A 24,665-nucleotide genomic window follows, 5' to 3' on the forward strand; every position below is an offset into this window, starting at 1 on the left:
AAGTACTGGTTGAAGTTCTCCTCGCCGGACAGGATCGTGCCCCACGGCGTGACGCCGCCGGAGCAGTTGTTCTGCGTGCCCAGCACGGTCCTGCCGGTCGGGTCGGCGGAGGTCTGCAGGAACTTCGACCCGGCGGCGGGGCCACGCACCTCGAACGGTGTCGTGAGCGTGATCCGGCGGTTGTACTTCGCCTTGTCGTCCGGGCAGACGAAGAGCTTGCCGGTGCGACGGTCGCGGTCGACCATCACGACCGACAGACCGTGCGCGGCCCACGCGATCTTGGCGTGCTTCTCGGTGATCGTGGTCGGCGACCAGTCCTTGAACATGAAGGACTCGGTCGTGTACTCGTGGTTGCTCACCATGAGCCAGCTGTTGGGGTCGCCGGGCACCGGGACGAGGCCGCAGAAGTCGTTGTTGAAGCCGAACTGCTGCGCCTGCGCCTCCGGAGTCTGGTTGTCGAAGTCGAACTTCGGCGCGCCGTCCAGGATCGGGTCACCCCAGCGGATGACGACGTCCTGCTGGAACCCCTCGGGCACGGTGATCTGGTCGAGGGTGTTGGGCGCCACCGAGTCCCAGTTCAGGCCGTTCGGGTTGTGACCGCGGCTGCCCAGGTCGACGTCCACGTCGACATCCACGTCGACGTGGACCGGGGCGGCGGCGGCCGAGCCGGCCATCGCGAGCGCGCCGGCACCCGCGACCGCGACGACGGCGCCGGCCTTCAGCATGCCTCGGCGGCTCACGACGTCCTTGACGACGTCACCGAAGTAGGCGTTCTGCGACGTGTTGGGCGCTTCGTGCGCACACGCGTTGCCGCAGCGGAACTCGCAGGTGACCGCCTGACGCCCGAGCGGATGGCTCTTCGGGAGCAGGGGCAGCAGGCGGCGGCCCCGATCGGTGGGTGAGGACACGCAGGCCTCCGAGATCGGTCAGTGTGGGAACTGGCCGAACCTAAGAGCCCAACGAGATCGCCTGCCGTCCAGCAGATGAACGGCAGGCGAACTCGTACTACTCCCGAACGATCAGCGCACGCAGGGTGATCAACCGATTTCACCCAGCTGACGACGGCCCTTGCGCCACACCGCGACGACCGCCGGCCGAGGTTGCGAGGTACCTCCGTCCGGCCAGTGCGAAGCCGGTTTGTCGGCACTCGCGCCGTCCACCTCACCGGGGTGCTGCACGCACACCGTGATGACCCGCTCACCGACGATCGGGCCGCACGTCTCACCGCCGCGCGGCACCGTGAGGAACAGCTTCAGGTGGCCGCGTTCCGGTCCCTCCAGCGGCACGCCGTAGAGGCCGTCGTTCAACCCGTTGAGCTTGCCGTCGGCGTCCGTGGAGATCCACAGGTTGCCGTGCCGGTCGAACGCCAGGTTGTCCGGGCTGGAGATCGGGCTGACCTGCGACTTGTCGTAGCCGCCGAAGTAGGTGTTCGGGTCATCCGGGAAACCGCAGACCAGGAACAGGTCCCAGCTGAACGTCAGCGCGAGCGCGTCGCCGCGCCGTTCGGTCAGCTCCAGCACCTGGCCGTGGCGGTTGTTGATCCTCGGGTTCGGCTCGGTCGGGCCTTCCTTGCCCGCAGTGACGCCGCGTTCGACGTTGTTGGTGAGCGCGCAGTAGACGACGCCGGTGCGCGGGTGGCACTGGATGTCCTCGGGGCGGTCCATCTTGGTCGCGCCGACCTTGTCCGCCGCGATGCGCGTGAAGACGTACACCTCTTCCGCAGTCATGCCGGGCACGAAGGACTTCTTGCCGCTGGCCAGCGGGATCCACTCGCCGCTGCCGTCGAACTTGCCGTCGCTCGGCAGCTTTCCGGTGCCGTCGATCTCGCTGACCGGACTGTCCCCCTTGAAGCGCGCGACGTACAGCGTGCCGTCGTCGAGCAGCGTCATGTTGTGGCGACGGGCGGCTTTGCTGTTGCCGTGCTTGACCTTGCCGTTCGAGATGAACTTGTAGATGTACTCGAACCGCTCGTCGTCACCGGAGTACGCGACCACGCGGCCGTCGTCGGCGATGCGCACGTTCGCGGTCTCGTGCTTGAACCGGCCGAGGTGCGTGTGCTTGATCGGAGTCGAGTCCGGGTCCCACGGGTCGATCTCGACGACCCAGCCGAACCTGTTGACCTCGTTGGGTTCCTGCGCGAGGTCCCAGCGCTTGTCGAACCGCTCCCACTTGCGCGTGGTGGCCGTGCCGGTGACGCCGTAACGGGTCAGGCGAGGGTCGTTGCGGCCGGCGGCGTTCGCGAAGTACTGGTTGAAGTTCTCCTCGCCGGACAGGATCGTGCCCCACGGCGTGACGCCACCGGAGCAGTTGTTGATCGTGCCGAAGACCTTCTTGCCGGTCGGGTCCGCCGAGGTCTTGAGCAGGTCGCTGCCCGCGGCCGGACCGCGCACCTCGAACGCCGTGTTCAGGGTGATCCGGCGGTTGTACCTGCTGAACCTCGGCCGGTAGTGGCCGGAGAACAACGAGCGCTTGACCATGAACACCGACAGGCCGTGCGCCGCCCAGGCGATCCTCACCTGTTCCTCGGTGGGGTTTTTCGCGTCGTAACCGCGGAACATGAACTGCTCGCTGGTGTACTCGTGGTTGGTGACCATGAGACCCGTGAGCTCCAACGGGTCCAGCGGCAGGATCGCGGCGAAGTCGTTGTTGAAGCCGAACCGCTTCTCCTGCAACGCCGCGGTCTGGTGGTCGAAGTCGAACTCCGGGACACCGGGGAACAACGGGTCGCCCCACCGGATGACGACACCCTGCTCGTACCCCTCGGGGATGACCACCTCGTCCTTCGTGTTGACCTGGACGGGCGTGAAGTCGAGTCCCCTCGGCGGGCGGCCCTTCGACTCGGGTTCGGCGGCCGCGGTCGCCGGCACCGAGACAGTGGCGGCGGCCGCGACGACGGCACCTGCCTTGAGGGCGGTGCGGCGGCTGATCAGGTCGCCGAAGTAGGGGTTGCCGGACGTGTTCGGGACGTCGTGGAAGCACGCGTCCCCGCAGCGGTACTCGCATGTCACCGCTGCTCTGCCGACGCGGTGGTTGACGAGCGGCAGAGGGATCATGGTGGTGGCCTCCTACGGTCGGTGCGGGAACCGCCACCGACCGTAGTTCAGCTGTTGTTAACCGACTAGCTGCTCGCTCGCAATCACGACTTCCGTAGGTACCTCACGCGTGTCGGTGCGGTTGAAGGTCAGCAGCACCGCCGCGACCGCACACAGGACCGCTGCCACGACGAACGGCTGCGCGAGGTGACTCACGAACGTCGCCGCCAGCGCCCCGCCGAGCCAGCGCAGGAAGTTGTACCCGGCACTCGCGACCGGCCGCGGCGCGTCGCTGACGCTCATCGCGGTGCCGGTGAACAGGGTGTTGAGCAGGCCGGAGACCAGACCGCTGACGATCACGGCGACCACCAGCAGCGGCTTGCTGGGCACCGCCATCAGGAGCATGAGCAGGGCGAACGCCAGGACTGACCCGATGATCGCGTGCTTCTCGCCGACGCGGTCCGCAAGGCGCGGCGCGAGGAAGACGCTGGACACCGCGACGCACACGCCCCAGCCGAAGAAGATCAGTCCGATCTCGACCGCACCCCACCGCAGGACGAACGGCGACCAGGCGAGAACCGTGAAGAACGCTGCCGTGTAGAGCGCGGCACCGATCGAGGTCCGCAGCAGAACCGGGTGCTTCAACGCCTTCAGCGGGTCGAACAAGCCGATCTTGGGACGCTCGTGGTGCGAGTCCTTGGCCAGGAAAGCCGCACAAAGGATCAACGCGACGGCCATCAGGATCGCGGTGCCGAGGAACGGTCCGCGCCACGAGAAGCTGCCGAGCAACGCGCCGAGCAGCGGCCCGACGCTCAGACCGAGACCGAGCGCGGCCTCGTAGAGCAGGATCGCGGCCTTCTGCCCGCCGCTGGCCGCACCGACGATGACGCTGAGCGCGGTCGCGATGAAGAACGCGTTGCCGAGCCCCCAGACGGCCCGCAGTCCCACGAGCTGGCCGATGCTCCCCGCCGCCGAGCACGCCAGCGTGGCGATGACGATCAGCGCGAGCCCGCCGACGAGCGTGCGCTTGGCGCCGAACCTCGCCGTCGCGGCACCCGTGAAGAGCATCGCCACGACCTGGACGCCGAGGTAGGAGGAGAAGAGGAGGGTGACCTGCGACGGTGTCGCGTGCAGACCCTCCGCGATGGACAACAGGATCGGGTCCACGAGCCCGATCCCCATGAAGGCGATGACCGCGGCGAACGCCGTGATCCACACCTGCTTGGGCTGAGCCTTGAAATTCACTTAGCTACCCTAACAGAATTTGATTAGCATGGCGAAGTATCGTGCGCCACAGGGTACGGTTCGTGGCGTGGAAGCGGTGATCTTCGACCTCGACGGCGTGCTGATCGACTCCGAGCAGGTCTGGGACGAGGTGCGGCAGTCGTTCGCCGCGTCGCACGGTGGCGCGTGGACTCCTACCGCCACTCGTGACATGCAGGGGATGTCGACGCCCGAGTGGGGCGCGTACCTGGTGTCCGCAGTAGGCGTGCAGATGTCTGCGTCAGAGGCTTCCGCCGGGGTGATCGCCGAGATGGAGAAGGCGTACGCGGCACACCTTCCGGTGATTCCCGGTGCGGTGGACGCGGTTCGCGAGGTGGCATCCCGCTTCCCCGTGGCGATCGCTTCTTCGGCCCCGGCCGTGCTGATCAAGGTGTTCCTCGACGTGACCGGGCTGCCGGTTCCGGTCGCGGTGTCTTCGGAGGAGTGCGCTTCGGGCAAGCCGTCGCCGGACGTCTACCTGCTGGCGGCGTCACGGCTCGGGGTTCCGGCTTCTTCCTGCTACGCCGTCGAGGACTCCACGAACGGGCTGCGCGCCGCGCTGGCGGCCGGGATGACCGTGCTCGCGGTGCCGAACCCGCATTTCCCGCCTGCTCCGGAAGTGTTGTCGAAAGTGACGGTTCTGTCTTCAATCGCGGATCTGCCGGGTGCGCTGACGTAGCTTCCGCGCATGCTGCTGCGGGACAAAGTCGCCCTGATCACGGGCGCCTCAACGGGAATCGGTGCGGCCGCCGCTCGCTTGTTCGCGGCCGAGGGGGCTTCGGTGGTGCTCGCCGCCAGGTCGTCGGACAAGATCACCGCGCTGGCCGCGGAGATCGGCGGGGTCGCGGTCGTCTGCGATGTTTCTTCTGACGAAGACTGCGCGCAGGCCGTTTCCGTTGCAGTGGAACGGTTCGGGCGCCTCGACGTGGCGTTCAACAACGCCGGCGTCGGACCGGACGGCGTGGTGCTGACCGACAGCACGGCCTGGGACGCGACGCTCTCGGTGAACCTCACCGGTGTCGCGCAGTGCATGCGGCACGAGATCCGGGCCATGGTTTCGAGTGGTGGCGGCGCGATCGTCAACAACGCCAGCACCGCCGCGTTCTTCGGCACCGCCTTCGCGTCCGCCTACTCGGCCGCGAAGCACGGCGTGATCGGCCTGACCAAGACCGCGGCGTCGGAGTACGGCCGGTCGGGAATCCGCGTGAACGCGGTGAGTCCGGGTGTCGTCGAGACTCCGCAGACCGAGCCTTGGTTCTCCATCCCGGGCGAACGCGAGCGCGCGGCCACGTGGAACGCCCTGAAGCGCCTGGCTTCCCCGATCGAGGTCGCGGAGGCCGCGTTGTGGCTGCTGTCGGACCGGGCCTCGTTCGTGACGGGTGCGGTGCTGGCGGTCGACGGCGGCTACACGGCTATCGCACCGGGCGTGGGCTGACGAAGCTGGTCGCGGCCATGCCGATCGCGATGCAGGTGCACGCGATGACGCCCTTGGGCCAGTAGATGTGGCTGTCGAGGAACAGGAAGCTGCCCGTGAGCAGGAAGGCGGCTCCCGGGATCGCCTTGAGCTTGTGCTTGAGCAGCGCGCACGCCGAGATCGCGATGCTGGCCGCGAAGAACGACCACGCGCCGACGGTGCCGAGCTGGTTGCCGATGCCGAAGACCGGCGCGGCCGCGTCCTTGGCGTTGTTCAACGCCATCGCGCCGCCGCCGATGCCCGCCAACGCGTCCAGCGCGCCGTAGAAGACGACGTAGCTGAAGGTGGCCAGGCGGGCGGGGTAGCGCACGAGCTTCGGGCTGTCTTCGAGCAGAACCCATTGCGCGGCACCGAGAAGCGGGAAGACCGCCGCCAGGATGATGTGCATGTCCCGCCACCACTGAGCGGTCGACGCGTCCAGGTGATGCGGATGGGTCAGCCCGATGCCGGCGAGGACCAGGCCGGGGAGGGCGACGAGCAGCGTGCGCACCCGGCGAACGCTAGCGCTGAACGTTCACGCTGTTCCACTCGAAGCCCGCGACGCTCCAGCCGCGGTTGCCGTCGGGGACGCTGCAGACCCCGGCGACGAGCAAGGCGATTCCGGCCAATGCGAACAGTGCTTTGCGAACCATTGGTCCGACTCCTTTCCGTTGGGAGGCCTCATCGTGCGAGGCGGCAGCGGGGACCGGTCCCGGGCAGCGACAGGAGAAGTTGGGCTCAGACGTTCAGGCAGCTACGGGTGCTATCGCTGGTGGCGGACCCGGACCTAGCGTGGCGCTCATGACGCAACGAGTTGCTGTGGTCACCGGCACGGCGCAGGGCATGGGGCTGCGGATCGCGGACGTGCTGCGCGAGGACGGGTTCGCCGTCGTCGGGTTCGACCTGCAGGAGAGCAAGGACGGCATCGTCGGCAACGTCGCCAGCGCCGAGGACGTGCAGCGGCTGACGGACCACGTGACCAACACCCACGGGCGGGTGGACGTGCTGGTCAACAATGCCGGGATCGCGGGCATCGTGCCGTTCGAGGACACCAGCCTCGAGCAGTGGGAGCGGATCATGGCGGTCAACCTGACCGGGCCGTTCCTGCTGACCAAGGCGCTGGGCAAGATCATGCTCGCCCAGGGCTCTGGCAGCGTCGTCAACATCGCGAGCGTCGCCGGGCTGCAAGGGGTGGCGGACCGGGCCGCGTACAACACGACCAAGCACGGGCTGATCGGCCTGACGCGCACGCTCGCCGTCGAGTGGGGCGGGCGGGGGATCCGGGTCAACGCCGTGTGCCCCGGCTGGGTCAAGACCGAGATGGACGTCGAGTCGCAGGCCGGCGGGTACTACGTCGACGAGGACATCACGAACCACGTGCCGATGAACCGGTTCGCGGCACCCGACGACATCGCGCAGGCCGTCAGGTTCCTGGCGAGCGACAACGCCAGGTACATCAACGGCGTCGCGCTGCCCGTGGACGGCGGGTGGACCGCGGACGGCAGCTGGCAGAAGCTGCGGCTCTCGAAGCGCTAGAAGAAGGGGCCGCCCGCGAAGGGCGGCCCCTCACATCACGCCTCGCCGCGGATGAAGGCCTCGACGGCCGCGTGGGCCTCGGGGTCCGAGTACTGCACCGGCGGGGACTTCATGAAGTACGACGACGCCGAGAGGATCGGGCCGCCGATACCCCGGTCCAGGGCGATCTTCGCCGCGCGGACCGCGTCGATGATGATGCCCGCGGAGTTCGGGGAGTCCCAGACCTCCAGCTTGTACTCCAGGTTCAGCGGCACGTCACCGAACGCGCGACCTTCCAGGCGGACGTAGGCCCACTTGCGGTCGTCGAGCCACGCCACGTAGTCGGACGGGCCGATGTGGACGTTGTCCTTGCCGATGTCGCGGGACAGCTGCGAGGTCACCGACTGGGTCTTCGAGACCTTCTTGGACTCCAGGCGCTCCAGTTCCTTCATGTTCAGGAAGTCCATGTTGCCGCCCACGTTCAGCTGCATGGTGCGGTCGAGCTGGACGCCACGGTCCTCGAACAACCGGGCCAGCACGCGGTGCGTGATGGTCGCGCCGACCTGGGACTTGATGTCGTCGCCCACGATCGGCACGCCGGCGGCGCGGAACTTCTCCGCCCACTCCGGGTCCGACGCGATGAAGACCGGCAGGGCGTTGACGAAGCCCACCCCGGCGTCGATGGCGCACTGGGCGTAGAAGCGGTCCGCCTCCTCCGAGCCCACCGGCAGGTACGAGACGAGCACGTCGACCTCGGCGTCACGAAGAGCCTGCACGACGTCGACCGGCTCGAAGTCGGACTCCTCGATCGTCTCCCGGTAGAACCGGCCGAGACCGTCGAGGGTGTGCCCGCGCTGCACGACGACGCCCAGCGGCGGCACGTCCGCGATCTTGATCGTGTTGTTCTCGCTGGCCAAGATCGCCTCGGCGAGGTCGACACCGACCTTCTTCGCGTCCACGTCGAACGCGGCCACGAACTCGACATCGCGCACGTGGTAGTCGCCGAACTGCACGTGCATCAGGCCGGGCACGCGGGTGTTCGGGTCGGCGTCCGCGTAGTAGTGGACGCCCTGCACCAGCGACGCCGCGCAGTTGCCAACCCCGACGATGGCCACTCGAACGGTGCGGCGATTTCCGCCCATTGCCGAGTCCTCCTTGATCAACGGTGAGTACTACTCGTCCTGCTCGGACTTTTCGTGCGCGATGAGCTCGTTGAGCCACCGCACCTCGCGCTCCGTGCTTTCCAGGCCTTGTCTGTGCAGCTCACGGGTGTAGCGGTCGATCTGCTCACCCGTGCGCGTGAGCCGCTCGCGCAGCCCTTCCCTGCGTTCTTCGACACACCGCCGCCGACCCTCCAGGATGCGCATCCTGACGTCGGCCGGCGTGCGGGAGAAGAACGCCAGGTGGACTCCGAACGAGTCGTCGTCCCAGGTCTGCGGACCCGCGTTGGCCAGGAGATCGGCGAACCGTTCCTTGCCTTCCGGTGTCAGCTTGTAAACCTTGCGTGCCCGACGTCCCCAAGAAAGAGCCGACTCCTCCGGCCCTTCCTCCACGATCAGGCCCGCCCGTTGGAGTCGCCGCAGTGTTGGGTACAGCGATCCGTAGGAGAACGCGCGAAACGCTCCGAGCAGGTCGTGCAAGCGCTTGCGCAGCTCGTAGCCGTGCATGGGCGCCTCGTGCAGCAGGCCGAGCAGCGCGAACTCGAACACGAGTCACCTCCTCGCACCTGCACCGATAGGTGAGGTGATTATATCGCCGCGATACATCGATGGTCCCCCTCAAGTGTGGGATGTGGCACACCGTCATATCGCGCCGGGACCCGCTGCCCTGAACGGCCCATCGTCGGAAAGCGGTCGGCACGTACTCTGGTCACGTGTTGACCCAACGGCAGGTGGTGGACTACTCGCTGCAGCGGCGTGCGCTGCTGGCGGAGGTCTACTCTGGCCGGACGGGAACCATGGAGGTCTGCGACGCGTCGCCGTACCTGCTGCGAGCTGCGAAGTTCCACGGTACGCAGACGGAAGTGCCTTGCCCCGTGTGTCGCAAGGAACCCCTCACCAACGTGTCTTGGGTCTACGGTGACGAGCTCAAGCACGCGACAGGCTCGGCGCGCACAGCTGAAGAACTCGTGAAGATGGCAACCCTCTTCGACGAGTTCACCGTGTACGTCGTCGAGGTTTGCCGCACATGCAGTTGGAACCACCTGGTGCAGTCATACGTCCTGGGGAAGCGTGGGCTGGAAAAGCCACGCAGGAGGACTGCGGCGGAATGACGCTCAGGTGACACTGCTCCGAATGAAGTACGACCACCGAACCGCGTGCTGATGCACGCCGGTCTGGGAGGCCTTTTCACGTGAACGACCAGCATGATGACCGACAGCGCGGAGGCGAGCCGCAGTGGCCGACCGGGGACGACCCGGACGGCGGCGGCACGAGGCGTGATGTCCCGAATCAGCCGCGGCCGGGCACCCCGCCCGGCGGTTTCGCGCGCCCTCCCCAGGGTGGCACGCCACCCGGTGGTTTCCCACAGCAGCAGCCACCACGCCGCCCGAACGGACCAGGCGGTCCCCAGGGCGGGCCGCAGGGTGCGCCCGGTGGGCCTCAGGGCGGTCCCGGCCGTCCGCAGGGTCCCGGCGGCCCGCAGGGTGGTCCTGGTGGCCCCGGCAGCCGTCCCCCGACGCCTCCCGGTGGCGTGCCGATGGCACCGCCTCCCGGTGGCAGGCGTCCTGGCGGGCCCGGTGGTCCTGGCGGCCCTGGCGGTCCTCAGGGCGGTCCCGGCCGTCCGGGCGTGCCCCCGCGGCCCGGTGAGGAGCGGACCACGCAGCTGCCGCCGGTCAACCGGCCGACGCAGCGCGAACCCGATCTGCTGACCCACCGCGAGCCCGAGGACGAGTTCCTGCTGGCCGGCGGCGTCGACGACGAGGACGACTACTACGACGACGACGAGCCGGAGCTCACCGAAGAGGAGGAGCGTCGTCTGCGCAAGAAGAAGATCTGGAAGCGCGTCCGGATCGGCGCGTTCATCTTCATCGGCCTGATGATCCTGGGCCCGGTGATCGCGATCGCGGTTGCGTACCCGCTGGTCGAGTGGCCGCGCCCGGACGAGGTCGCCGCCTCTCAGGACAAGACGGTCACGCTGCTCTACTCGGACGGCTCCGAGATGGGCAAGATCTCCTCGCCCGGCCAGAACCGCACGATGCTGACGTACGAGGAGATCCCCGAGACCGTCAAGCACGCGGTGCTGGCGGCCGAGGACGCGAACTTCTACGACAACCCCGGCTTCGACGCCAAGGCCATCCTGCGCGCCGCCTGGTTCCAGGTGACCAGCGGCTCCGGTGGTGGCTCCGGTCTGACGCAGCAGTACATCAAGAAGGCCAGCGGCAACGAGGACCCGACGCTGACGCGTAAGTTCACCGAGCTCGTCAAGGCCTACAAGATGAGCAACGAGTCGGACCACAACACGATCCTCACCGCGTACCTCAACACGGTGTACTTCGGTCGTGGCGCGAACGGCTTCAAGGCCGCGGCGCAGGTGTACTACAAGAAGGACATGAAGGACCTCACTCCTTCCGAGGCCGCGCTGATCGCGGCCATGATCCAGACGCCCTCCTGGTCCGAGGACAAGGACTACTCCCAGAAGCAGTGGAAGTACGTCCTCGGCCAGATGCGCGACAAGAACTGGATCGACCAGGCCTACTACGACGCGCAGCAGTGGCCGACGCCGGTGGCGTTCGGCGACTCCCAGCCGGGTGGGCTCGAGGGCCCGCTCGCGCGGGTGAGCCAGCAGGTCCAGAACGAGCTGGACACCGAGATGGTCGGCATCACGATGGAGAAGGCGCAGAAGGTCGGCGTCACCATCCAGACGACCATCGACCCGAAGATGCAGCAGGCGGCGACCGACGCGGTGAACTCCGTGATGGAGGGCCAGGACCCGGAGCTGCGCACGTCGCTCAGCGCGATCGACCCCCAGTCCGGTGCGGTCAAGGCCTACTGGCCGGGCAAGGACGGCCTGCAGGGCATCGACTACGCCAAGGGCACGATCCAGGAGGCCGGCTCGTCGTTCAAGCCGTTCGACCTGGTCGCCGCGCTGAAGATGGGCAAGGGCATCGGTGACGTCTACGACGCCACGCCGCGCACGATCGCGGGTGTGCCGATCCGCAACGCGGGCGGCACCACCTGCGGCAAGCAGTGCCCGATCAAGCAGGCGATGAAGGAATCTCTCAACACCGTCTTTTACGAGATGGTCGCCGCCAACAACGGCACGGGCACCAAGGCCGTCGCGGACGCCGCGCACGCCGCGGGTATCCCCAAGACCGTGCAGGTCAACGGCAAGACGAAGGAGACGCTGGTCGGTGAAGGCGGCAACCCGCCGAGCGCCGGTATCGCCATCGGCGCCGACGCCGCCCAGGTGCGGCCGTTCGACATGGCGTCGGCCTTCGCGACGTTCGCCGCACGCGGCATCTACCGCGAGCCGTTCTTCATCACGAAGGTCACCGGCCCCAGCGGAGACATCCTCTACCAGCACGCGGACAGGCCAGTACCCGCGTTCGACCCGGTGGAGGAGAAGAGCCGGGACATCGCCGACAACGTCACCGAGACGCTGAAGGACATCCCTGGCTACTCGCGGATCCCGTGCGCGAACAACCGCGAGTGTGCCGGCAAGACCGGTACGCACGAGCTCCCCGACAGTGTCGACCAGAACTCGAAGGCGTGGATGGTCGGCTACACGCCGCAACTCTCCGCCTCGGTCTGGATGGGCAAGGACCGCGGTGACGTAGCGATCAAGAACAAGGAGAACAAGGCGATCTTCGGTTCGGGTCTCCCCGGCCAGATCTGGAAGAAGTTCATGGACGCGGCGCTCGCGGGCACCCCGGCGGAGAAGTTCCCGAAGCCGAAGCCGCTCGGCAACTTCAACCCGCCGAAGCCGTCCAACAGCGCGTCCAACACGCCCTCGAACACGCCGTCCAACACCCCGTCCAACACGCCCTCGAACACGCCGTCGACGGACCCGAACGAGCCCTGTGAGGGCATCCTGTGCCCGAAGCCGCCGACGACGGGCAAGCCGACGACAACGACGACGACGCCGAAGCCCGGGATCCCGGGTCCCGGAGACGGGCGAAACCCCGGCGGCGGGTGACACCCGTCGTCAGCTCAGGGCCTGGTGCGTTGCGCACCAGGCCCTTTGCTTCGGCCCGGCGATGTTGACCACGCCGAAACGGTCTTGGCCGTAACATCCGCGACGTGCCCAGCAGCCCTGCCGAGCTTCCCGCCGAGGACACCGACTCGCTCACGCACGAGGAGCGGGTGGCGCCCACCTGGACCGAGTCGCTCGCCCGCACCCTCAGCAGACCGTTCGGCGGTCCGCTCGGGGAGCACGCCCAGGTCGGCCGGCACTGGTTCTGGACGGCGCTGCGAGTGGTGCTGCTGCTCGCCGTGCTGACGTTGCTGGCCGGGTGGGTGCAGAAGTCGCCGTGCATCCAGCAGTACGTCGACGACAAGGGCCAGGTCCAGCTGGACTGGCGGGGCAGCAGGCAGTTCACCGCGCTCTGCTACTCCGACACCGTGCCGCTCTACACCGCGGAACGGCTCGACCAGCGCGGTTCCTTCCCGTACATCACCTCGTGGAAGGACGACGAGGGCAAGCCGACCGAGCACGTCAGGTACATGGAGTACCCGGTGATCACCGGTGTGTTCATGTGGCTCAACGCGCGGGTGGCGCAGGGGCTGGTGGCGCTCGTTCCCGGCCTGCCGATGACGGTGATCGTGTTCTTCAACGTCACGGCGTTCTGGCTGGCGGTGGCGTGGCTGGTGACCGTGTTCTCCGTGGCTCGAATAGCACGGAGACGAATGTGGGACGCCGCTTTGGTAGCGGTGTCACCGTTGGTGATCGTCCACGCGTTCACGAACTTCGACACGATCGCGACAGCGTTCGCCACGGCTGGTCTGCTGGCGTGGGCGCGGAAGAAACCCGCGCTCGCCGGAGTGCTGATAGGGCTGGGCGGCGCGGCAAAGCTCTACCCGTTGTTCCTGCTCGGGCCGTTGTTGTTGCTGTGCTGGCGTTCTGACCGGATGAAGGCGGGACTCACCACCACCGCGGCGGCCATCGGGGCGTGGGCGCTCGTCAACGCGCCGCTCGCGCTGAACCCGGCCGCGGCGACGGGGTGGAAGGAGTTCTTCCGCCTCAACACCGAGCGCAACGCCGACCCGGACACGATCTACAACGTGCTGGTGCAGTGGACCGGGTGGCAGGGGTTCGACCCCGGCCTGACGCAGGGGCAGGCGCCGACCGTCCTCAACACGGTCAGCTCGGTGCTGTTCATCGCGTGCTGTGCCGGTATCGCCTATGTGGCCCTGTCCGCGCCGACGCGGCCGCGGCTCGCGCAGCTCGGGTTCCTGGTCGTGGCGGCGTTCCTGCTGACGAACAAGGTGTGGAGCCCGCAGTACTCGCTGTGGCTGGTGCCGCTGGCGGTGCTCGCCTTGCCGCGCTGGAAGCTGCTGCTGGCGTGGATGACGATCGACGCGCTGGTGTGGGTGCCGCGGATGTACTTCTACCTCGGCACGGACAACAAGGGCCTGCCGATCGACTGGTTCCTCGGCGCCGTGCTGCTGCGGGACGCGACGGTCATCGGGCTGTGCGTGATCATCGTGAAGGAGATCTACCACCCGGAGCGCGACCTCGTGCGCATCGCGGGCGACCACGACCCGTTGGCCGGTGTCATGGAGGACGCTCCGGACCGGCGGATCGTCACACCCGCACGAGCCGAGCCATCGCACCGAATGCGGCCGCGTTCGGATGCAGGTGATCACCGGAGTCGAACTCCGGACGCAGTCTGAGCGGGTCGGCCGGATCACGCACGGCGGCGTCGAAGTCGATCACGTCAGGGAACTCGGCGCGGATCTGCTCGTTGAGCCGCTGCCGCTGCCGTTCGCGCTCCTCCGACCAGTTCTTCCAGCCCCGCCACGGGGTCACCGTGCCCATGATCAGCTGCGCGCCCCGGTTTTTGCACTGCATCTGGATGGCGTGGACACCGCGGATGACGTCGTCCGCGCTGACGTCGTGCTGGATGTCGTTGATGCCGCCGAGCAGCACGACCTTGCGCACCTCGCTGCTGTGCAGGACGTCCCGGAACACGCGGGCTGTCATCGGGTCGTCACCGTGGACCACGCCGTTGCCGATGATGCCCGCGTTCAGGATCGCGAGGTCGGTCTGCACCAGGGATGGCCAGTTCCCCTCCGGACCGCCCTCGGTGATCGAGTCGCCGAACATCACCACCGCGCCCGGTGCCGTGAAGCCCGCGACGTCGACCCTGGACGCGAGGCAGACGTACGAGCCCACGGACGTGCGGTTGCGGTTCGCGCGCGCCTGACACGGAGTACCGGTCGGCGCATACGTGCTGATCTCCAGGGTTTTCGTCACCGTCAGCGGCACGGTGTCGCTGTAGACCTCCTCGCGCGGCCCGATCGTGACGACGCGGGAGTCTCCGAACGTCAGCTGCCGCGTCTGGCCGTCCGCGGTGACGGAGGCCTGCTCGATGCGCACCGGCTCGTCGCTCATCAGGTTCGACAGGTGGATGCGAACCGACGTGCCGGCCGCACCGAGGTTCACCGTCGTCCGCACGTGCTGGTCCGGCACCGAGGCGGAAATGGACGGCACCGCCTGCCACACGGGCAGCCAGCGGCTCGGCTCAGACCGCTCCGGCGCTCCGCAGGCGCCGCAGACCAGCAACAGTGCCAGCACGATGACCACCCTCACGGGTGAAGTCTGCGCGATCGTCGTCCGTCACGTCACGCGACTTGAGGAACACGACGAACAGCGCGACCAGCAACGCGGCCCGCCCCCACACGCCGACCATGACGGCCTGCGCGGAGAGGCTGTCGTAGATCCCGGCCGGCTGCCCGAACTCGATCGCCCAGAACCAGCGGAAGATCCCGATCCCCATCGCCAGGTCGGCCACGTAATACGCGAACACCCACATCAGCCGCACCCGGATCAGCACGAAGAACGGCACCAGCCACAGCGTGTACTGCGGTGAGTGGACCTTGTGCAGCAACATGAAGCCGCACAGCATCGCGCCGGAGACCGGAATCCACGGGTAGGTGCCCTCGCGGCGGAACCGCAGCCAGCCGTAGCCGGCGGCGATCGCGAACGAGACCAGGATCGCGACCGGCGAGACCACGCTGACCAGGTCCTGCATCGGGTCGTCGCCCAGGAACGGCCGCAGCCCCCAGTACCAGATCGAGTTGGTCGTGATGTCGACCCGGCGCAGCTGCTGGAACTCGAACGAGGCCAGCCAGCCGTCGTAGCCCGCGACCGCGAACGGCAGGTTGACCAGCACGACCGTGATGACGGACGCGAGCGCGACCTTCACCGCGCCGGCGATGTCGACCTTCTTGCCCGCCGGCATCTCCTGGCCGCGCCAGCCGCCGGTGGCGACGAAGAGCATCAGCGGCAGCACGAACGCCGCCGGGTAGACCTTGAACGCGAACCCGAGACCGAGCAGGACCGACGCGACCGTCGCCCGTTCGACCAGTGGCCGGTGCCAGCGGTGCACCACGTAGACCGCGGCCACCGAGCACAGCGCGACCGGCAGGTCCCAGTTGTGGAACGCGTAGAGGATCAGCGGCGGCCCGATCGCCCACAGCAGGGCGCGCCAACGGGCCAGCTTGCCCAGCAACCAGCCCGTGAGCAGGCCGAACGGCGCCAGCAGCAGCGAGGAGTAGAGCAGGTACTCGGCGTCGTTGTGGGCGAAGATCGCCCCCGCCCAGATCAGCAGGCCGCTGAGCACCGGGTACTCGACGGAACCGCCGACGAGGACGCCCTTGTCGTTGATGCCGCCCTCGACGTACGGGAAGACGTGCCGGTCGATGTCGCGCCCGATCCAGAGGTGCTGGATGTCGGAGTAGCAGACCTCTTCCTTGTTGCGCTCGTCGTAGTCGGGCTGCGAGCGGCCCCACTGGTCGAACGCCGGACCGGTGCAGCGGTCCTTGTTGATGAAGCCGAGCAGCAGCGTCATCCCGCACAGCAGCACGAGGACGATGGCGGCGGGTCTGCCGAAGCGGCTCGCGAAACGCCCGGTGTCGTCGTGCTCGGGCGCCGCGCTCACCACCTCGTGCACCGCGTCACCGACCGGCGCGGTCGCGGAGGAACGCGATGTCGTCGGCCTGGCCCTCGTCGGGGGTCTCGACCACGACGGGGCATCCGGCGGTGGCGACCACCGCCACCAGCTGGTCCGCGTCGATCGTGCCGGACTTGATGTTGTCGTGCCGGTCGCGCGAGGAGCCGAACTCGTCGCGCGAGCTGTTGAGGTGCACCAGGTCGATGCGGCCGGTGATCGCCTTCACCCGGTCGACGATGCCGACCAGGTCCTCACCGGCGGCGAACGCGTGGCAGGTGTCGAGGCAGAAGCCCTGGCCGAACTCGCCGACTGCGTCCCAGAGGCGCTTGAGGTTGTCGAACGAGCGGGCCATGGCGTTGTCGCCGCCCGCGGTGTTCTCGATCAGGATCGGCACCGCGAACCCGCCCTCGGCGACCTGGCGCTCGAAGAACTTGCGCCAGTTCGCGAAGCCGTCGGCCGGGTCCTCGCCCTTGGTGACGTGGCCGCCGTGCACGATCAGGCCCTTCGCGCCCACGGTCGCGGCGGCCTCGGCGTGCTGCAGCACGTTCTTCCGGCTCGGGATCCGGATCTTGTTGTTCAGCGACGCGATGTTGATCATGTACGGGGCGTGGATGAACACGTCCAGGTCGGAGGCGAGCAGAGCCTCCGTCTGAGGATGAGGTTTGGGCTTCTTCCAACCCTGGGGATCCGACAGGAAGAACTGGACGACCTCGGCCCCGCGTTCGGCAGCGGCACCGACGGGGTCGTCGTCGCGAACATGGGCCCCGATGCGCATGACGAGGAGGGTAGTCGGGAGGCATAACGCGGCCGCAGCCGCCGCCGATAGGAGTAATTGCGAAAACTGGGGATGGTCTACGTCACGACCAGCGCCTACGGTCGTTACTACTAGAGAGTAGGAAAGGGGTTGGCATGCGACTGCTGAGCGTCACCGCCGCGACGCTTCTGGCGCTGACATCCGCCGCTGTGGGCATGACTCCGGCCACCGCCGCGGATCCCATCGTCGTGGGCAGTTGCGCCACCTCGGTGCAGGGCACGCCAGGCACCCCGGTCTCGCTCAGTCCCGCAGCGGTCACCCAGCCCATCACCGACCTGATCAGGGCGATCCCCCTGCTCGGCCCGCCGCTCGCGGACCCGTTCAAGCAGGCGTTCGCGCAGGGCAAACCGATTCCGATCGGCGCGGTGCAGGCCGGTACGACGACCATCTCCGGCGCCACCATCGCCAACGCCGTGGTCGCCGAACTGCAGAAGCTGCCGTTGCTCGGGCCGATCATCGGCACGCTCGACAAGACCGTGCGCTCGACGCTGACCAGCGGCTGCCAGGTCGTCGTGACGGGCGTGAACCAGGCCGCAGCCCCCGTCCAGGACGGCGCCAAGGCCGTCGCGGACGCGTCGCAGCAGGCGGTGCAGCTGCCGGGTGCGCCGAAGCCTCCTGGCCAGCAACCACAGCCCCAGCCGGGCACTCAGCCCGGTCAGCCGGGTGTGACTCCCGGCACACCTGGAGCGGTGGTGGGCGCGCCCAGCAACCGCGACTTCTCGCTCTACTCGCTCAGCGGGAACTTCGGCCGCGTGCCGCTGTTCACCTACGGCTCGCTGCCGTTCGCGATGCCCGGCCTCTACTCGCCGTCGCCCGGCGTGCGCTACGGCTCGCAGGTTCCCCGTGCCTCCAACGGAAACGGCGTCGACGGCGACGAGGTGCTGGCAGCCGGTCGCGCAACGGCACTGCCGAGGCTCGGCGGTCCCGGCGGCGTCGGTCTTCCCGTGCTGCTCGCGGTGCTGATGCTGGCCTGCGTGACGGGTGCGCTGGTGCGGACCTGGGTGCTGCGCCGCACCCCTGCGTAGTCGCCGGACGCGCTCTGTTAACCTTCTTCAGTTGCTGACGCGACGACCCTCCTGCCACGGAAAGCCCGTGGCCGCGAGTCCACAGGAGGTGAGTGGTCCTCATGCGTCATTACGAAGTGATGGTCATCCTCGACCCCAGTCTCGACGAGCGCACGATCGCGCCGTCTCTCGACACGTTCCTCAACGTCATCAAAACCACTGGTGGCAACGTTGAGAAGGTCGAAGTTTGGGGCAAGCGCCGGTTGAGCTTCGAGATCAACAAGAACAGCGAGGGCATCTACGCGGTGCTCGACCTGACCTCGACGCCTGAAGCGGTGAAGGAACTGGACCGCCAGCTCGGTCTGCAGGAGACGGTGCTCCGGACGAAGGTCCTGCGCCGCGAGCCCGCCAAGGCTGCCAAGTTGGCCGCCAAGGCTGCGGCCAAGTCGGACGCCAAGTCGGCCAAGTCAGCGGCCAAGGCCGCGGCCAGGGCCTGACGAACCTCGACTAGGGGAGCTCCCAAGACATGGCTGGTGAGACGACGATCACGGTAGTCGGGAACCTGACTGCCGACCCCGAACTCCGCTTTACCCAGTCCGGGGCAGCGGTGGCCAGCTTCACGGTCGCCTCCACCCCCCGCACGTTCGACAAGCAGTCGGGCGAGTGGAAGGACGGCGAAGCGCTGTTCCTGCGGTGCAACGTGTGGCGGCAGGTCGCCGAGAACGTGGCGGAGTCGCTCACCCGCGGTTCGCGAGTGCTCGTCTCCGGACGGCTGCGCCAGCGTTCCTTCGAGACGAAGGAAGGCGAGAAGCGCACTGTCGTGGAGCTTGAGGTCGACGAGATCGGCCCCTCGCTGCGCTACGCGACCGCGAAGGTCAACAGGGTCAGCCGTGGAGACGGCGGCGGTGGCGGCGGCTTCGGCGGCGGCGGCGGTCAGCAGTCTCGCGGCGGTGGCGGTGGCGCTCCGGCAGACGACCCGTGGGGTTCCGCCCCGCCGGCCGGCTCCGGTGGCTTTGCCGACGAGCCCCCCTTCTAGACCGACCGCACCGGTCATCCAGAACCTGATCACTGCGTATTCCAGGAGTTAGAGACACATGGCCAAGCCGCCTGTGCGCAAGCCCAAGAAGAAGGTCTGCGCCTTCTGCAAGGACAAGAGCGCATCCCTGATCGACTACAAGGACACGACGCTGCTTCGGAAGTTCATCTCCGACCGCGGCAAGATCCGTGCCCGCCGTGTCACCGGCAACTGCTCGCAGCACCAGCGCGACGTCGCTGTTGCCGTGAAGAACGCCCGTGAGATGGCCCTGCTGCCCTACACCTCGACCGCTCGCTAAGAGAAGGGAACATTCGCGATGAAGCTCATCCTCACCGCTGACGTTTCCGGCCTTGGCGCGCCCGGCGACATCGTCGAGGTCAAGGACGGCTACGGCCGCAACTACCTGCTCCCGCGCGGTCTCGCGATCGTCGCGACCCGCGGTGCGCAGAAGCAGATCCAGGTCATCACCCGCGCGCAGGACACTCGGCGCGTGCGCGACCTGGACCACGCCAAGGAGCTCAAGGCCAAGCTCGAGGGCCTCGGCGGCGTGACGCTGACCGCGAAGGCTGCGGCCGGCTCCAACAAGCTGTTCGGCTCGATCACGACCGCTGACGTTGCGGCGGCCGTGAAGAAGGCTGCGTCCGGCCTCGTGCTGGACAAGCGCGCCATCGAACTGCCGGGTCACATCAAGACGACCGGCAAGCACTCGGTCACCGTGCGCCTCCACCCCGAGGTCACCGTGGCTCTCCCGCTGGTCGTTACCGCCGGCGAGTAGTGCCCGCAACGCGAGCCGCGTGACGTGACCTCCTCGGGGGCACTTCACGCTGGTTGCGATTGCTGAAGCGCCGCCTACCCGGAATGCTCCGGGTGGGTGGCGCTTTCGCTCGTTCGGACCAGCGCGCTTCTGTCCACTTCCTGTGGATAACCCGCGCATTCAGACGGCCCGCGACACGCCGAAGAGGGTGTTTTTCGCGACACGCCGAGGGTATGGCGCACAACTTTTTCCACAACTTGTTCACAGCCTCTGAGCTGCGGTTATTTCTGTCACTCCACCGGTTGTCAACAGGTTGTCCCCAACGCTCCCACCCCTGTGAGCAACCATCCACAGGTTGTCCCCCAGTTGTCCACAGGACGATCCACACGCTGGTTTGCTTGCTCCGGACGGGTCCCTCTAGCGTCGCGTCTCGGGCGATGACCATCGCACAGCGTGGCCGCCCGAAATTGTCGGTGCAGGGCTGTACAACTAGGTCCTGTACCGAATGGTCCTGACGGGCATGGGCGCCGTCTCTCGACTCTTCGCAGGGGTGATTTGGCAGTGGCGCTGGTGGACGACCGGGGTATGGCGGAACCCGGATTCGAGCGTCAGCCGCCACAGGACCTCGCCGCCGAGCAGTCGGTGCTGGGCGGCATGCTGCTGTCCAAGGACGCCATCGCGGACGTCATCGAGGCTCTCGCGCCCAACGACTTCTACCGCCCGGCGCACCAGGCGATCTACGACTGCATCCTCGACCTCTACGGCCGCGGTGAGCCCGCCGACCCGATCACCATCTCGGCCGAGCTCGAACGGCGCGGCGAGCTGCTGCGCATCGGTGGCGCGCCGTACCTGCACACGTTGATCGCGACGGTGCCGACGGCCGCGAACGCCGGCTACTACGCCGAGATCGTGGCCGAGAAGGCGGTGCTGCGCCGCCTGGTCGAGGCGGGCACGCGCATCGTGCAGCTCGGGTACAACGGTGCCGAGGGCGCGGACGTCGACGACGTGGTCGACCGCGCGCAGGCGGCGATCTACGAGGTCACCGACCGCCGCACGACCGAGGACTACGTGGCGCTGGAGGACCTGCTCCAGCCGACGATGGACGAGATCGACGCGATCGCGTCCCGCGGCGGCATCTCGCAGGGCATCCCGACGGGCTTCGCTGACCTCGACGAGCTGACGAACGGCCTGCACGGCGGCCAGATGATCATCGTCGCCGCGCGTCCCGGTGTCGGCAAGGCGCTCGCGCTGGACACGCCGCTGCCCACCCCGTCCGGCTGGACCACGATGGGTTCGGTCTCAGCCGGCGACTTCCTGATCGGCGCCGACGGCCGCCCGACGCGCGTGGTCGCCGCGACCGAGGTGATGACCGGCCGCCCGTGCTTCGAGGTCGAGTTCTCCGACGGCGCGGTGATCGTGGCCGACGCCGAGCACCAGTGGCTGACCGAGTCGTGCAGCGAGACCGGTGGCTTCTGGGCGATCCGCACGACGGCGCAGCTGTTCCAGAAGATCGGCGTGTGCCGTGTGTTCGTGCGCATGTCGGCGGCGTGGGAGCTGCCCGCCGCGGCGTTGCCCCTCTCGCCCACCGCACTGGGCAAGTTCCTGTCCGGCCTGGGCGACGGCGAGCTGACGGACGAAGAGCTGCGCGTGGCCAAGGACCTCGACGTGGCCGACGACCCGCACATCCCCGCCGCGTATCTGCGGGCGTCGCGCAAGCAGCGCGAGGAGCTGCTGGCGGCGTTGCAGATCGACGGCCGGTTCGCGCGCCTGCGTCGGGATGTCGACGAGCTGATCGCCGGCCTGGGTCGCCACGACCAGGTGGAGATCGTGGCGGTGCGCCCGGTCGCGTCCGTGCCGGTGCGGTGCGTGGAGGTCGACAACCACGACCACCTGTACCTCGCGGGCGAGACGATGATCCCGACCCACAACTCGACGCTGGGCCTCGACTTCGCCCGCTCGTGCTCGATCAAACACGGCCTGACCAGCGCCATCTTCAGTCTGGAGATGAGCCGCACCGAGATCGTCATGCGCATGCTCTCCGCGGAGGCCCGCATCCGCCTCGGCGACATGCGCGGTGGCCGGATGAGCGACGACGACTGGACCCGCCTCGCCCGCAGGATGAGCGAGATCAGCGAGGCTCCGCTGTTCGTCGACGACAGCCCGAACCTGACGATGATGGAGATCCGCGCCAAGGCCCGCCGCCTCAAGCAGCGGCACGACCTGCGGCTGGTGGTCGTCGACTACCTCCAGCTGATGAGCTCCGGCAAGAAGACCGAGTCGCGCCAGCAGGAAGTCTCGGAGTTCTCCCGAAACCTGAAGCTGATCGCCAAGGAGCTGCACGTCCCGGTCATCGCGATCTCCCAGCTGAACCGCGGTCCGGAACAGCGCACCGACAAGAAGCCGATGCTGTCCGACCTCCGTGAGTCCGGCTCGCTCGAGCAGGACGCCGACATGGTCATCATGATCAACCGCCCGGACGCCTGGGAGCGCGACGACCCGCGGGCAGGCGAGGCGGACCTGATCATCGCCAAGCACCGTGCCGGCCCGACCGCCACGATCACCGTGGCGCACCAGCTGCACTACAGCCGCTTCACCGACCTGGCGCAGACCTGATGAAGGTCAGGCCGGCTCGCCGCGAGGACATTCCTGCTCTCGTGCGGCTGCGCCTGACCAACGCCGAACGCCACGTCGAGCTCGACCCGTCTCTCTTCCGCGTGCCCGCCGCCGAGGCGGTGCGGGAACACTTCGAGCAGGTCTTCGACTCCGCGCTGTTCACCGTCGCCGAGGTGGACGGCGAGGTCGTCGGCATGGCCGAGGTGGTGCTGCTGGCACCGCCGCCCGACCACCAGATCCTCGTGCCGCGCCGCGCCGCCGACATCCACACCGTGGTGCTCGACGGGTTCCGCGGCCGTGGCATCGGCAAGGCTTTGGTGGCCGCGGCGCAGGAGGTGGCGGTGGCTCACGGCGCCTGGACGCTGAACGCCATCATCTTCGCCACGAACGACGAGGCCGTCGCCTTCTACTCCGGGTCGGGCTTCGGGCCGCGCGGAATCCTGCTGGCCAAGCCGTGCGACTGACGGTTCTCGGCAGCTGCGGTGCCTACCCGGAACCGGGCCGGGCGTGCAGCGGTTTCGCCGTCGAGGACGCCGGCTACCGGGTGGTGCTGGACCTCGGCTACGGCACGCTGCCGCGGCTGCTGGACCTGTGGCCAGCGGGCCCGGACGCCGTCGTGATCACCCACGAACACCCCGATCACTGCGCTGACCTGCACGGTTTGTTCCGCACCCGGTACTACGGGGAACGCCGAAGGCTGCCGTTGTACTGCCCGCCGGGGGTGCTCGACCGCTTGCAGGGCCTCGAACCCGATGCCCCGCTGCGCGAGGTCTTCGAGGTGCACGAACTGCCGGGCCGGCACGAAGTCGGCCCGTTCCGGCTGACCGGCGTCGACCTGCCGCATTTCGTCACGAACACGGGCGTCCGGCTGGAGTCCACGAGCGTTCTCGCCTACACCGGCGACACGGGTCCTGCCGAGGCGCTGGCCGAGCTGGGCCGGGACGCGGACCTGTTCGTCGTCGAGGCCACCGATCGTCCTGGCGACACCTCGGGCCTGCTGATGTCGTCCGCCGCGGCCGGCGAGTGGGCACGGCGAGCAGGTGCCCGACGGCTGATGCTGACCCATTTCTGGCCGGGCAACGACCGGTTCGGCGCAGTGGCCACCGCCCGCAAGCACTTCTCCGGCGAGATCTTCGCGGCCTCCGAGGGTGACGTTTACGCACTTGGCTGACGTCAGGCCACGTTGACGCCGCCCGTTTTTCAGCCTGGCCTGACGAACGTGGACGAGCTCACGCGCCAGATCAACTCCGTCGACCCCGCCGTCAGCCTGCGCACCGTCGGAGCGTTGCGCCGCCTCGCCGAACAGGTCGAGGCGACCTCGGTGGCCCGTGCCAGGCAGCAGGGCTGGTCGTGGGAGCAGATCGGCGACGCGCTGGACGTCGACCTCGCCGCCGCCCGCGCGGGTCTCGACTCCCTCGACCGCGCCGCTCTCTCGGCGATCGGCATCAACACCGGCGAGTTCATCGGCTCCGGGATCTTCACGACCGACCTCGTCAGCGGCTGTCCGCCGCGCAGCCCGGCGACGTCCGGGTACACCTGGCACGGCCTGCTGCACGCCGCGTTCGCCCAGACGCCCGGTCTCGTCGAGCTCGGCGGCCTGTGTCAACGGTTGACGATCACCATCGGGTTCACCTGGTTGACGCTCTTCGGCGCGGCAATGCTGGTCAACAGGCGTGACCTCGGCTAGAACCGGTTTGTGCTGCACGACCCGCTCACGGGCCTGCCCGGCCACGCGCTGCTGCTCGACCGCCTGGAGCAGTCGCTGATCCGCGCCAGAACACGCGGCACTCTCGTCACGCTGGTCCTGATCACGGCACCGGACTCGCTGCTCGACGCCGCGCGGGTGCTGCGGGCGGGGCTGCGACCGGACTTCACCGTCGCCAGGTACCGCGACACGGTCCTCGCCGTTCTGGCCGAGCACGACTTCGGTGACGGTTCCCCGATCTCGTCGCTGATCAGGCAGCTGGTCGGGGACAGCCCGCAGATCCACTGGGTCACGAGCGACGGCGAAGCGGAGCCGGACGACGTGATCGCCACCGCCGAGAACTCCTGAAACAGACCGGAAA

General features: G+C 68.2%; 26 protein-coding genes. 16 read left to right on the forward strand and 10 right to left on the reverse strand.

Going from position 1 to position 24,665, the window contains the following annotated elements:
- From ABZX92_RS28495 to ABZX92_RS28505, 3 genes are all read right to left on the reverse strand, one after another.
- Nucleotides 1–908: alkaline phosphatase PhoX (locus ABZX92_RS28495; RefSeq protein WP_355565736.1), on the reverse strand; the 908-nt coding region annotated here is incomplete at its 3' end.
- Between the two features lie 129 nt (nucleotides 909–1,037).
- The gene (locus tag ABZX92_RS28500) at nucleotides 1,038–3,053 is read right to left on the reverse strand and encodes a PhoX family phosphatase (RefSeq protein WP_355565739.1); all 2,016 of its coding nucleotides are present in this window, start codon (nucleotides 3,051–3,053) and stop codon (nucleotides 1,038–1,040) included.
- 57 nt (nucleotides 3,054–3,110) lie between these two features.
- Nucleotides 3,111–4,277, reverse strand: a complete 1,167-nt coding sequence (locus tag ABZX92_RS28505; RefSeq protein WP_355565741.1) for an MFS transporter — start codon at nucleotides 4,275–4,277, stop codon at nucleotides 3,111–3,113.
- A gap of 67 nt (nucleotides 4,278–4,344) precedes the next feature.
- On the opposite strand from ABZX92_RS28505, the gene ABZX92_RS28510 reads away from it, so the two are divergent.
- Nucleotides 4,345–4,974, forward strand: a complete 630-nt coding sequence (locus tag ABZX92_RS28510) for an HAD family phosphatase (protein ID WP_355565744.1) — start codon at nucleotides 4,345–4,347, stop codon at nucleotides 4,972–4,974.
- A gap of 9 nt (nucleotides 4,975–4,983) precedes the next feature.
- Complete coding sequence (locus ABZX92_RS28515) at nucleotides 4,984–5,730, forward strand: SDR family oxidoreductase (RefSeq protein ID WP_355565746.1); 747 nt, start codon at nucleotides 4,984–4,986, stop codon at nucleotides 5,728–5,730.
- Here the strand turns inward: ABZX92_RS28515 and ABZX92_RS28520 are convergent.
- On the reverse strand, nucleotides 5,708–6,259 hold the full coding sequence (locus ABZX92_RS28520; RefSeq protein WP_355565749.1) for a hypothetical protein: 552 nt from the start codon (nucleotides 6,257–6,259) through the stop codon (nucleotides 5,708–5,710). The genes ABZX92_RS28515 and ABZX92_RS28520 overlap by 23 nt on opposite strands.
- A 10-nt stretch (nucleotides 6,260–6,269) precedes the next feature.
- Nucleotides 6,270–6,401, reverse strand: coding sequence for a hypothetical protein (locus ABZX92_RS28525; RefSeq protein ID WP_355565751.1), 132 nt, complete (start codon nucleotides 6,399–6,401; stop codon nucleotides 6,270–6,272).
- A gap of 148 nt (nucleotides 6,402–6,549) precedes the next feature.
- Here ABZX92_RS28525 and ABZX92_RS28530 point away from each other — a divergent pair, with 148 nt between their 5' ends.
- On the forward strand, nucleotides 6,550–7,284 hold the full coding sequence (locus ABZX92_RS28530; protein ID WP_355565753.1) for an SDR family oxidoreductase: 735 nt from the start codon (nucleotides 6,550–6,552) through the stop codon (nucleotides 7,282–7,284).
- A gap of 35 nt (nucleotides 7,285–7,319) precedes the next feature.
- On the opposite strand, the gene ABZX92_RS28535 is transcribed toward ABZX92_RS28530, so the two are convergent.
- The gene (locus ABZX92_RS28535) at nucleotides 7,320–8,405 is read right to left on the reverse strand and encodes an inositol-3-phosphate synthase (protein WP_355565756.1); all 1,086 of its coding nucleotides are present in this window, start codon (nucleotides 8,403–8,405) and stop codon (nucleotides 7,320–7,322) included.
- A 30-nt stretch (nucleotides 8,406–8,435) separates the two neighbouring features.
- Nucleotides 8,436–8,972 carry a PadR family transcriptional regulator gene (locus tag ABZX92_RS28540; RefSeq protein ID WP_355565758.1) on the reverse strand — a complete coding sequence of 179 codons (537 nt, stop codon included), beginning with the start codon at nucleotides 8,970–8,972 and terminating at the stop codon, nucleotides 8,436–8,438.
- A gap of 164 nt (nucleotides 8,973–9,136) precedes the next feature.
- Here ABZX92_RS28540 and ABZX92_RS28545 point away from each other — a divergent pair, with 164 nt between their 5' ends.
- The 3 genes from ABZX92_RS28545 to ABZX92_RS28555 all read left to right on the forward strand — a co-directional run bounded on the left by ABZX92_RS28545 (nucleotide 9,137) and on the right by ABZX92_RS28555 (nucleotide 14,096).
- Nucleotides 9,137–9,535 (forward strand): DUF5318 domain-containing protein, encoded by a 399-nt coding sequence (locus ABZX92_RS28545; protein WP_355565761.1) that lies wholly within the window; start codon nucleotides 9,137–9,139, stop codon nucleotides 9,533–9,535.
- Nucleotides 9,536–9,615: 80 nt separating this feature from the next.
- The gene (locus tag ABZX92_RS28550) at nucleotides 9,616–12,399 is read left to right on the forward strand and encodes a transglycosylase domain-containing protein (protein WP_355565764.1); all 2,784 of its coding nucleotides are present in this window, start codon (nucleotides 9,616–9,618) and stop codon (nucleotides 12,397–12,399) included.
- A gap of 104 nt (nucleotides 12,400–12,503) precedes the next feature.
- Complete coding sequence (locus tag ABZX92_RS28555; protein ID WP_355565767.1) at nucleotides 12,504–14,096, forward strand: glycosyltransferase 87 family protein; 1,593 nt, start codon at nucleotides 12,504–12,506, stop codon at nucleotides 14,094–14,096.
- Here ABZX92_RS28555 and ABZX92_RS28560 read toward each other — a convergent pair.
- From ABZX92_RS28560 to ABZX92_RS28570, 3 genes are all read right to left on the reverse strand, one after another.
- Complete coding sequence (locus ABZX92_RS28560; RefSeq protein ID WP_355565770.1) at nucleotides 14,008–15,000, reverse strand: GDSL-type esterase/lipase family protein; 993 nt, start codon at nucleotides 14,998–15,000, stop codon at nucleotides 14,008–14,010. The genes ABZX92_RS28555 and ABZX92_RS28560 overlap by 89 nt on opposite strands.
- Complete coding sequence (locus tag ABZX92_RS28565; protein WP_355565812.1) at nucleotides 14,948–16,276, reverse strand: hypothetical protein; 1,329 nt, start codon at nucleotides 16,274–16,276, stop codon at nucleotides 14,948–14,950. Before ABZX92_RS28565 ends, ABZX92_RS28560 begins: the two co-directional genes overlap by 53 nt.
- Nucleotides 16,277–16,382: 106 nt before the next feature.
- Nucleotides 16,383–17,153, reverse strand: a complete 771-nt coding sequence (locus tag ABZX92_RS28570) for a deoxyribonuclease IV (RefSeq protein WP_355565773.1) — start codon at nucleotides 17,151–17,153, stop codon at nucleotides 16,383–16,385.
- 134 nt (nucleotides 17,154–17,287) lie between these two features.
- Between ABZX92_RS28570 and ABZX92_RS28575 the strand changes: the two genes are divergently transcribed.
- From ABZX92_RS28575 to ABZX92_RS28620, 10 genes are all read left to right on the forward strand, one after another.
- Nucleotides 17,288–18,217 (forward strand): hypothetical protein, encoded by a 930-nt coding sequence (locus tag ABZX92_RS28575; RefSeq protein WP_355565775.1) that lies wholly within the window; start codon nucleotides 17,288–17,290, stop codon nucleotides 18,215–18,217.
- Nucleotides 18,218–18,318: 101 nt separating this feature from the next.
- Complete coding sequence (gene rpsF, locus ABZX92_RS28580; RefSeq protein ID WP_355565778.1) at nucleotides 18,319–18,693, forward strand: 30S ribosomal protein S6; 375 nt, start codon at nucleotides 18,319–18,321, stop codon at nucleotides 18,691–18,693.
- 29 nt (nucleotides 18,694–18,722) lie between these two features.
- Nucleotides 18,723–19,232 carry a single-stranded DNA-binding protein gene (locus tag ABZX92_RS28585; protein ID WP_355565781.1) on the forward strand — a complete coding sequence of 170 codons (510 nt, stop codon included), beginning with the start codon at nucleotides 18,723–18,725 and terminating at the stop codon, nucleotides 19,230–19,232.
- A gap of 58 nt (nucleotides 19,233–19,290) precedes the next feature.
- Nucleotides 19,291–19,530: a 30S ribosomal protein S18 gene (gene rpsR, locus ABZX92_RS28590; RefSeq protein ID WP_030480165.1), complete on the forward strand. Its 240-nt coding sequence runs from the start codon at nucleotides 19,291–19,293 to the stop codon at nucleotides 19,528–19,530.
- A gap of 18 nt (nucleotides 19,531–19,548) precedes the next feature.
- Entirely contained in the window at nucleotides 19,549–20,007 is a 459-nt protein-coding gene (gene rplI, locus ABZX92_RS28595) for a 50S ribosomal protein L9 (protein ID WP_045312845.1), read from the forward strand.
- A gap of 564 nt (nucleotides 20,008–20,571) precedes the next feature.
- Nucleotides 20,572–22,599: a replicative DNA helicase gene (dnaB, locus tag ABZX92_RS28600; RefSeq protein ID WP_355565784.1), complete on the forward strand. Its 2,028-nt coding sequence runs from the start codon at nucleotides 20,572–20,574 to the stop codon at nucleotides 22,597–22,599.
- Nucleotides 22,599–23,063 carry a GNAT family N-acetyltransferase gene (locus tag ABZX92_RS28605; RefSeq protein WP_355565787.1) on the forward strand — a complete coding sequence of 155 codons (465 nt, stop codon included), beginning with the start codon at nucleotides 22,599–22,601 and terminating at the stop codon, nucleotides 23,061–23,063. The genes dnaB and ABZX92_RS28605 overlap by 1 nt, the downstream gene beginning before the upstream one ends.
- A complete protein-coding gene (locus ABZX92_RS28610) occupies nucleotides 23,054–23,770 on the forward strand; it encodes an MBL fold metallo-hydrolase (RefSeq protein WP_355565790.1) in 717 nt (238 codons plus the stop codon). The genes ABZX92_RS28605 and ABZX92_RS28610 overlap by 10 nt, the downstream gene beginning before the upstream one ends.
- 48 nt (nucleotides 23,771–23,818) lie before the next feature.
- Complete coding sequence (locus tag ABZX92_RS28615; protein ID WP_355565814.1) at nucleotides 23,819–24,286, forward strand: hypothetical protein; 468 nt, start codon at nucleotides 23,819–23,821, stop codon at nucleotides 24,284–24,286.
- 9 nt (nucleotides 24,287–24,295) lie between these two features.
- Nucleotides 24,296–24,652: a hypothetical protein gene (locus ABZX92_RS28620; RefSeq protein ID WP_355565793.1), complete on the forward strand. Its 357-nt coding sequence runs from the start codon at nucleotides 24,296–24,298 to the stop codon at nucleotides 24,650–24,652.
- Nucleotides 24,653–24,665: the final 13 nt, after the last annotated feature.

It is taken from the genome of Lentzea sp. NPDC006480 (genome assembly GCF_040611995.1).
Classification (GTDB): domain Bacteria; phylum Actinomycetota; class Actinomycetes; order Mycobacteriales; family Pseudonocardiaceae; genus Lentzea.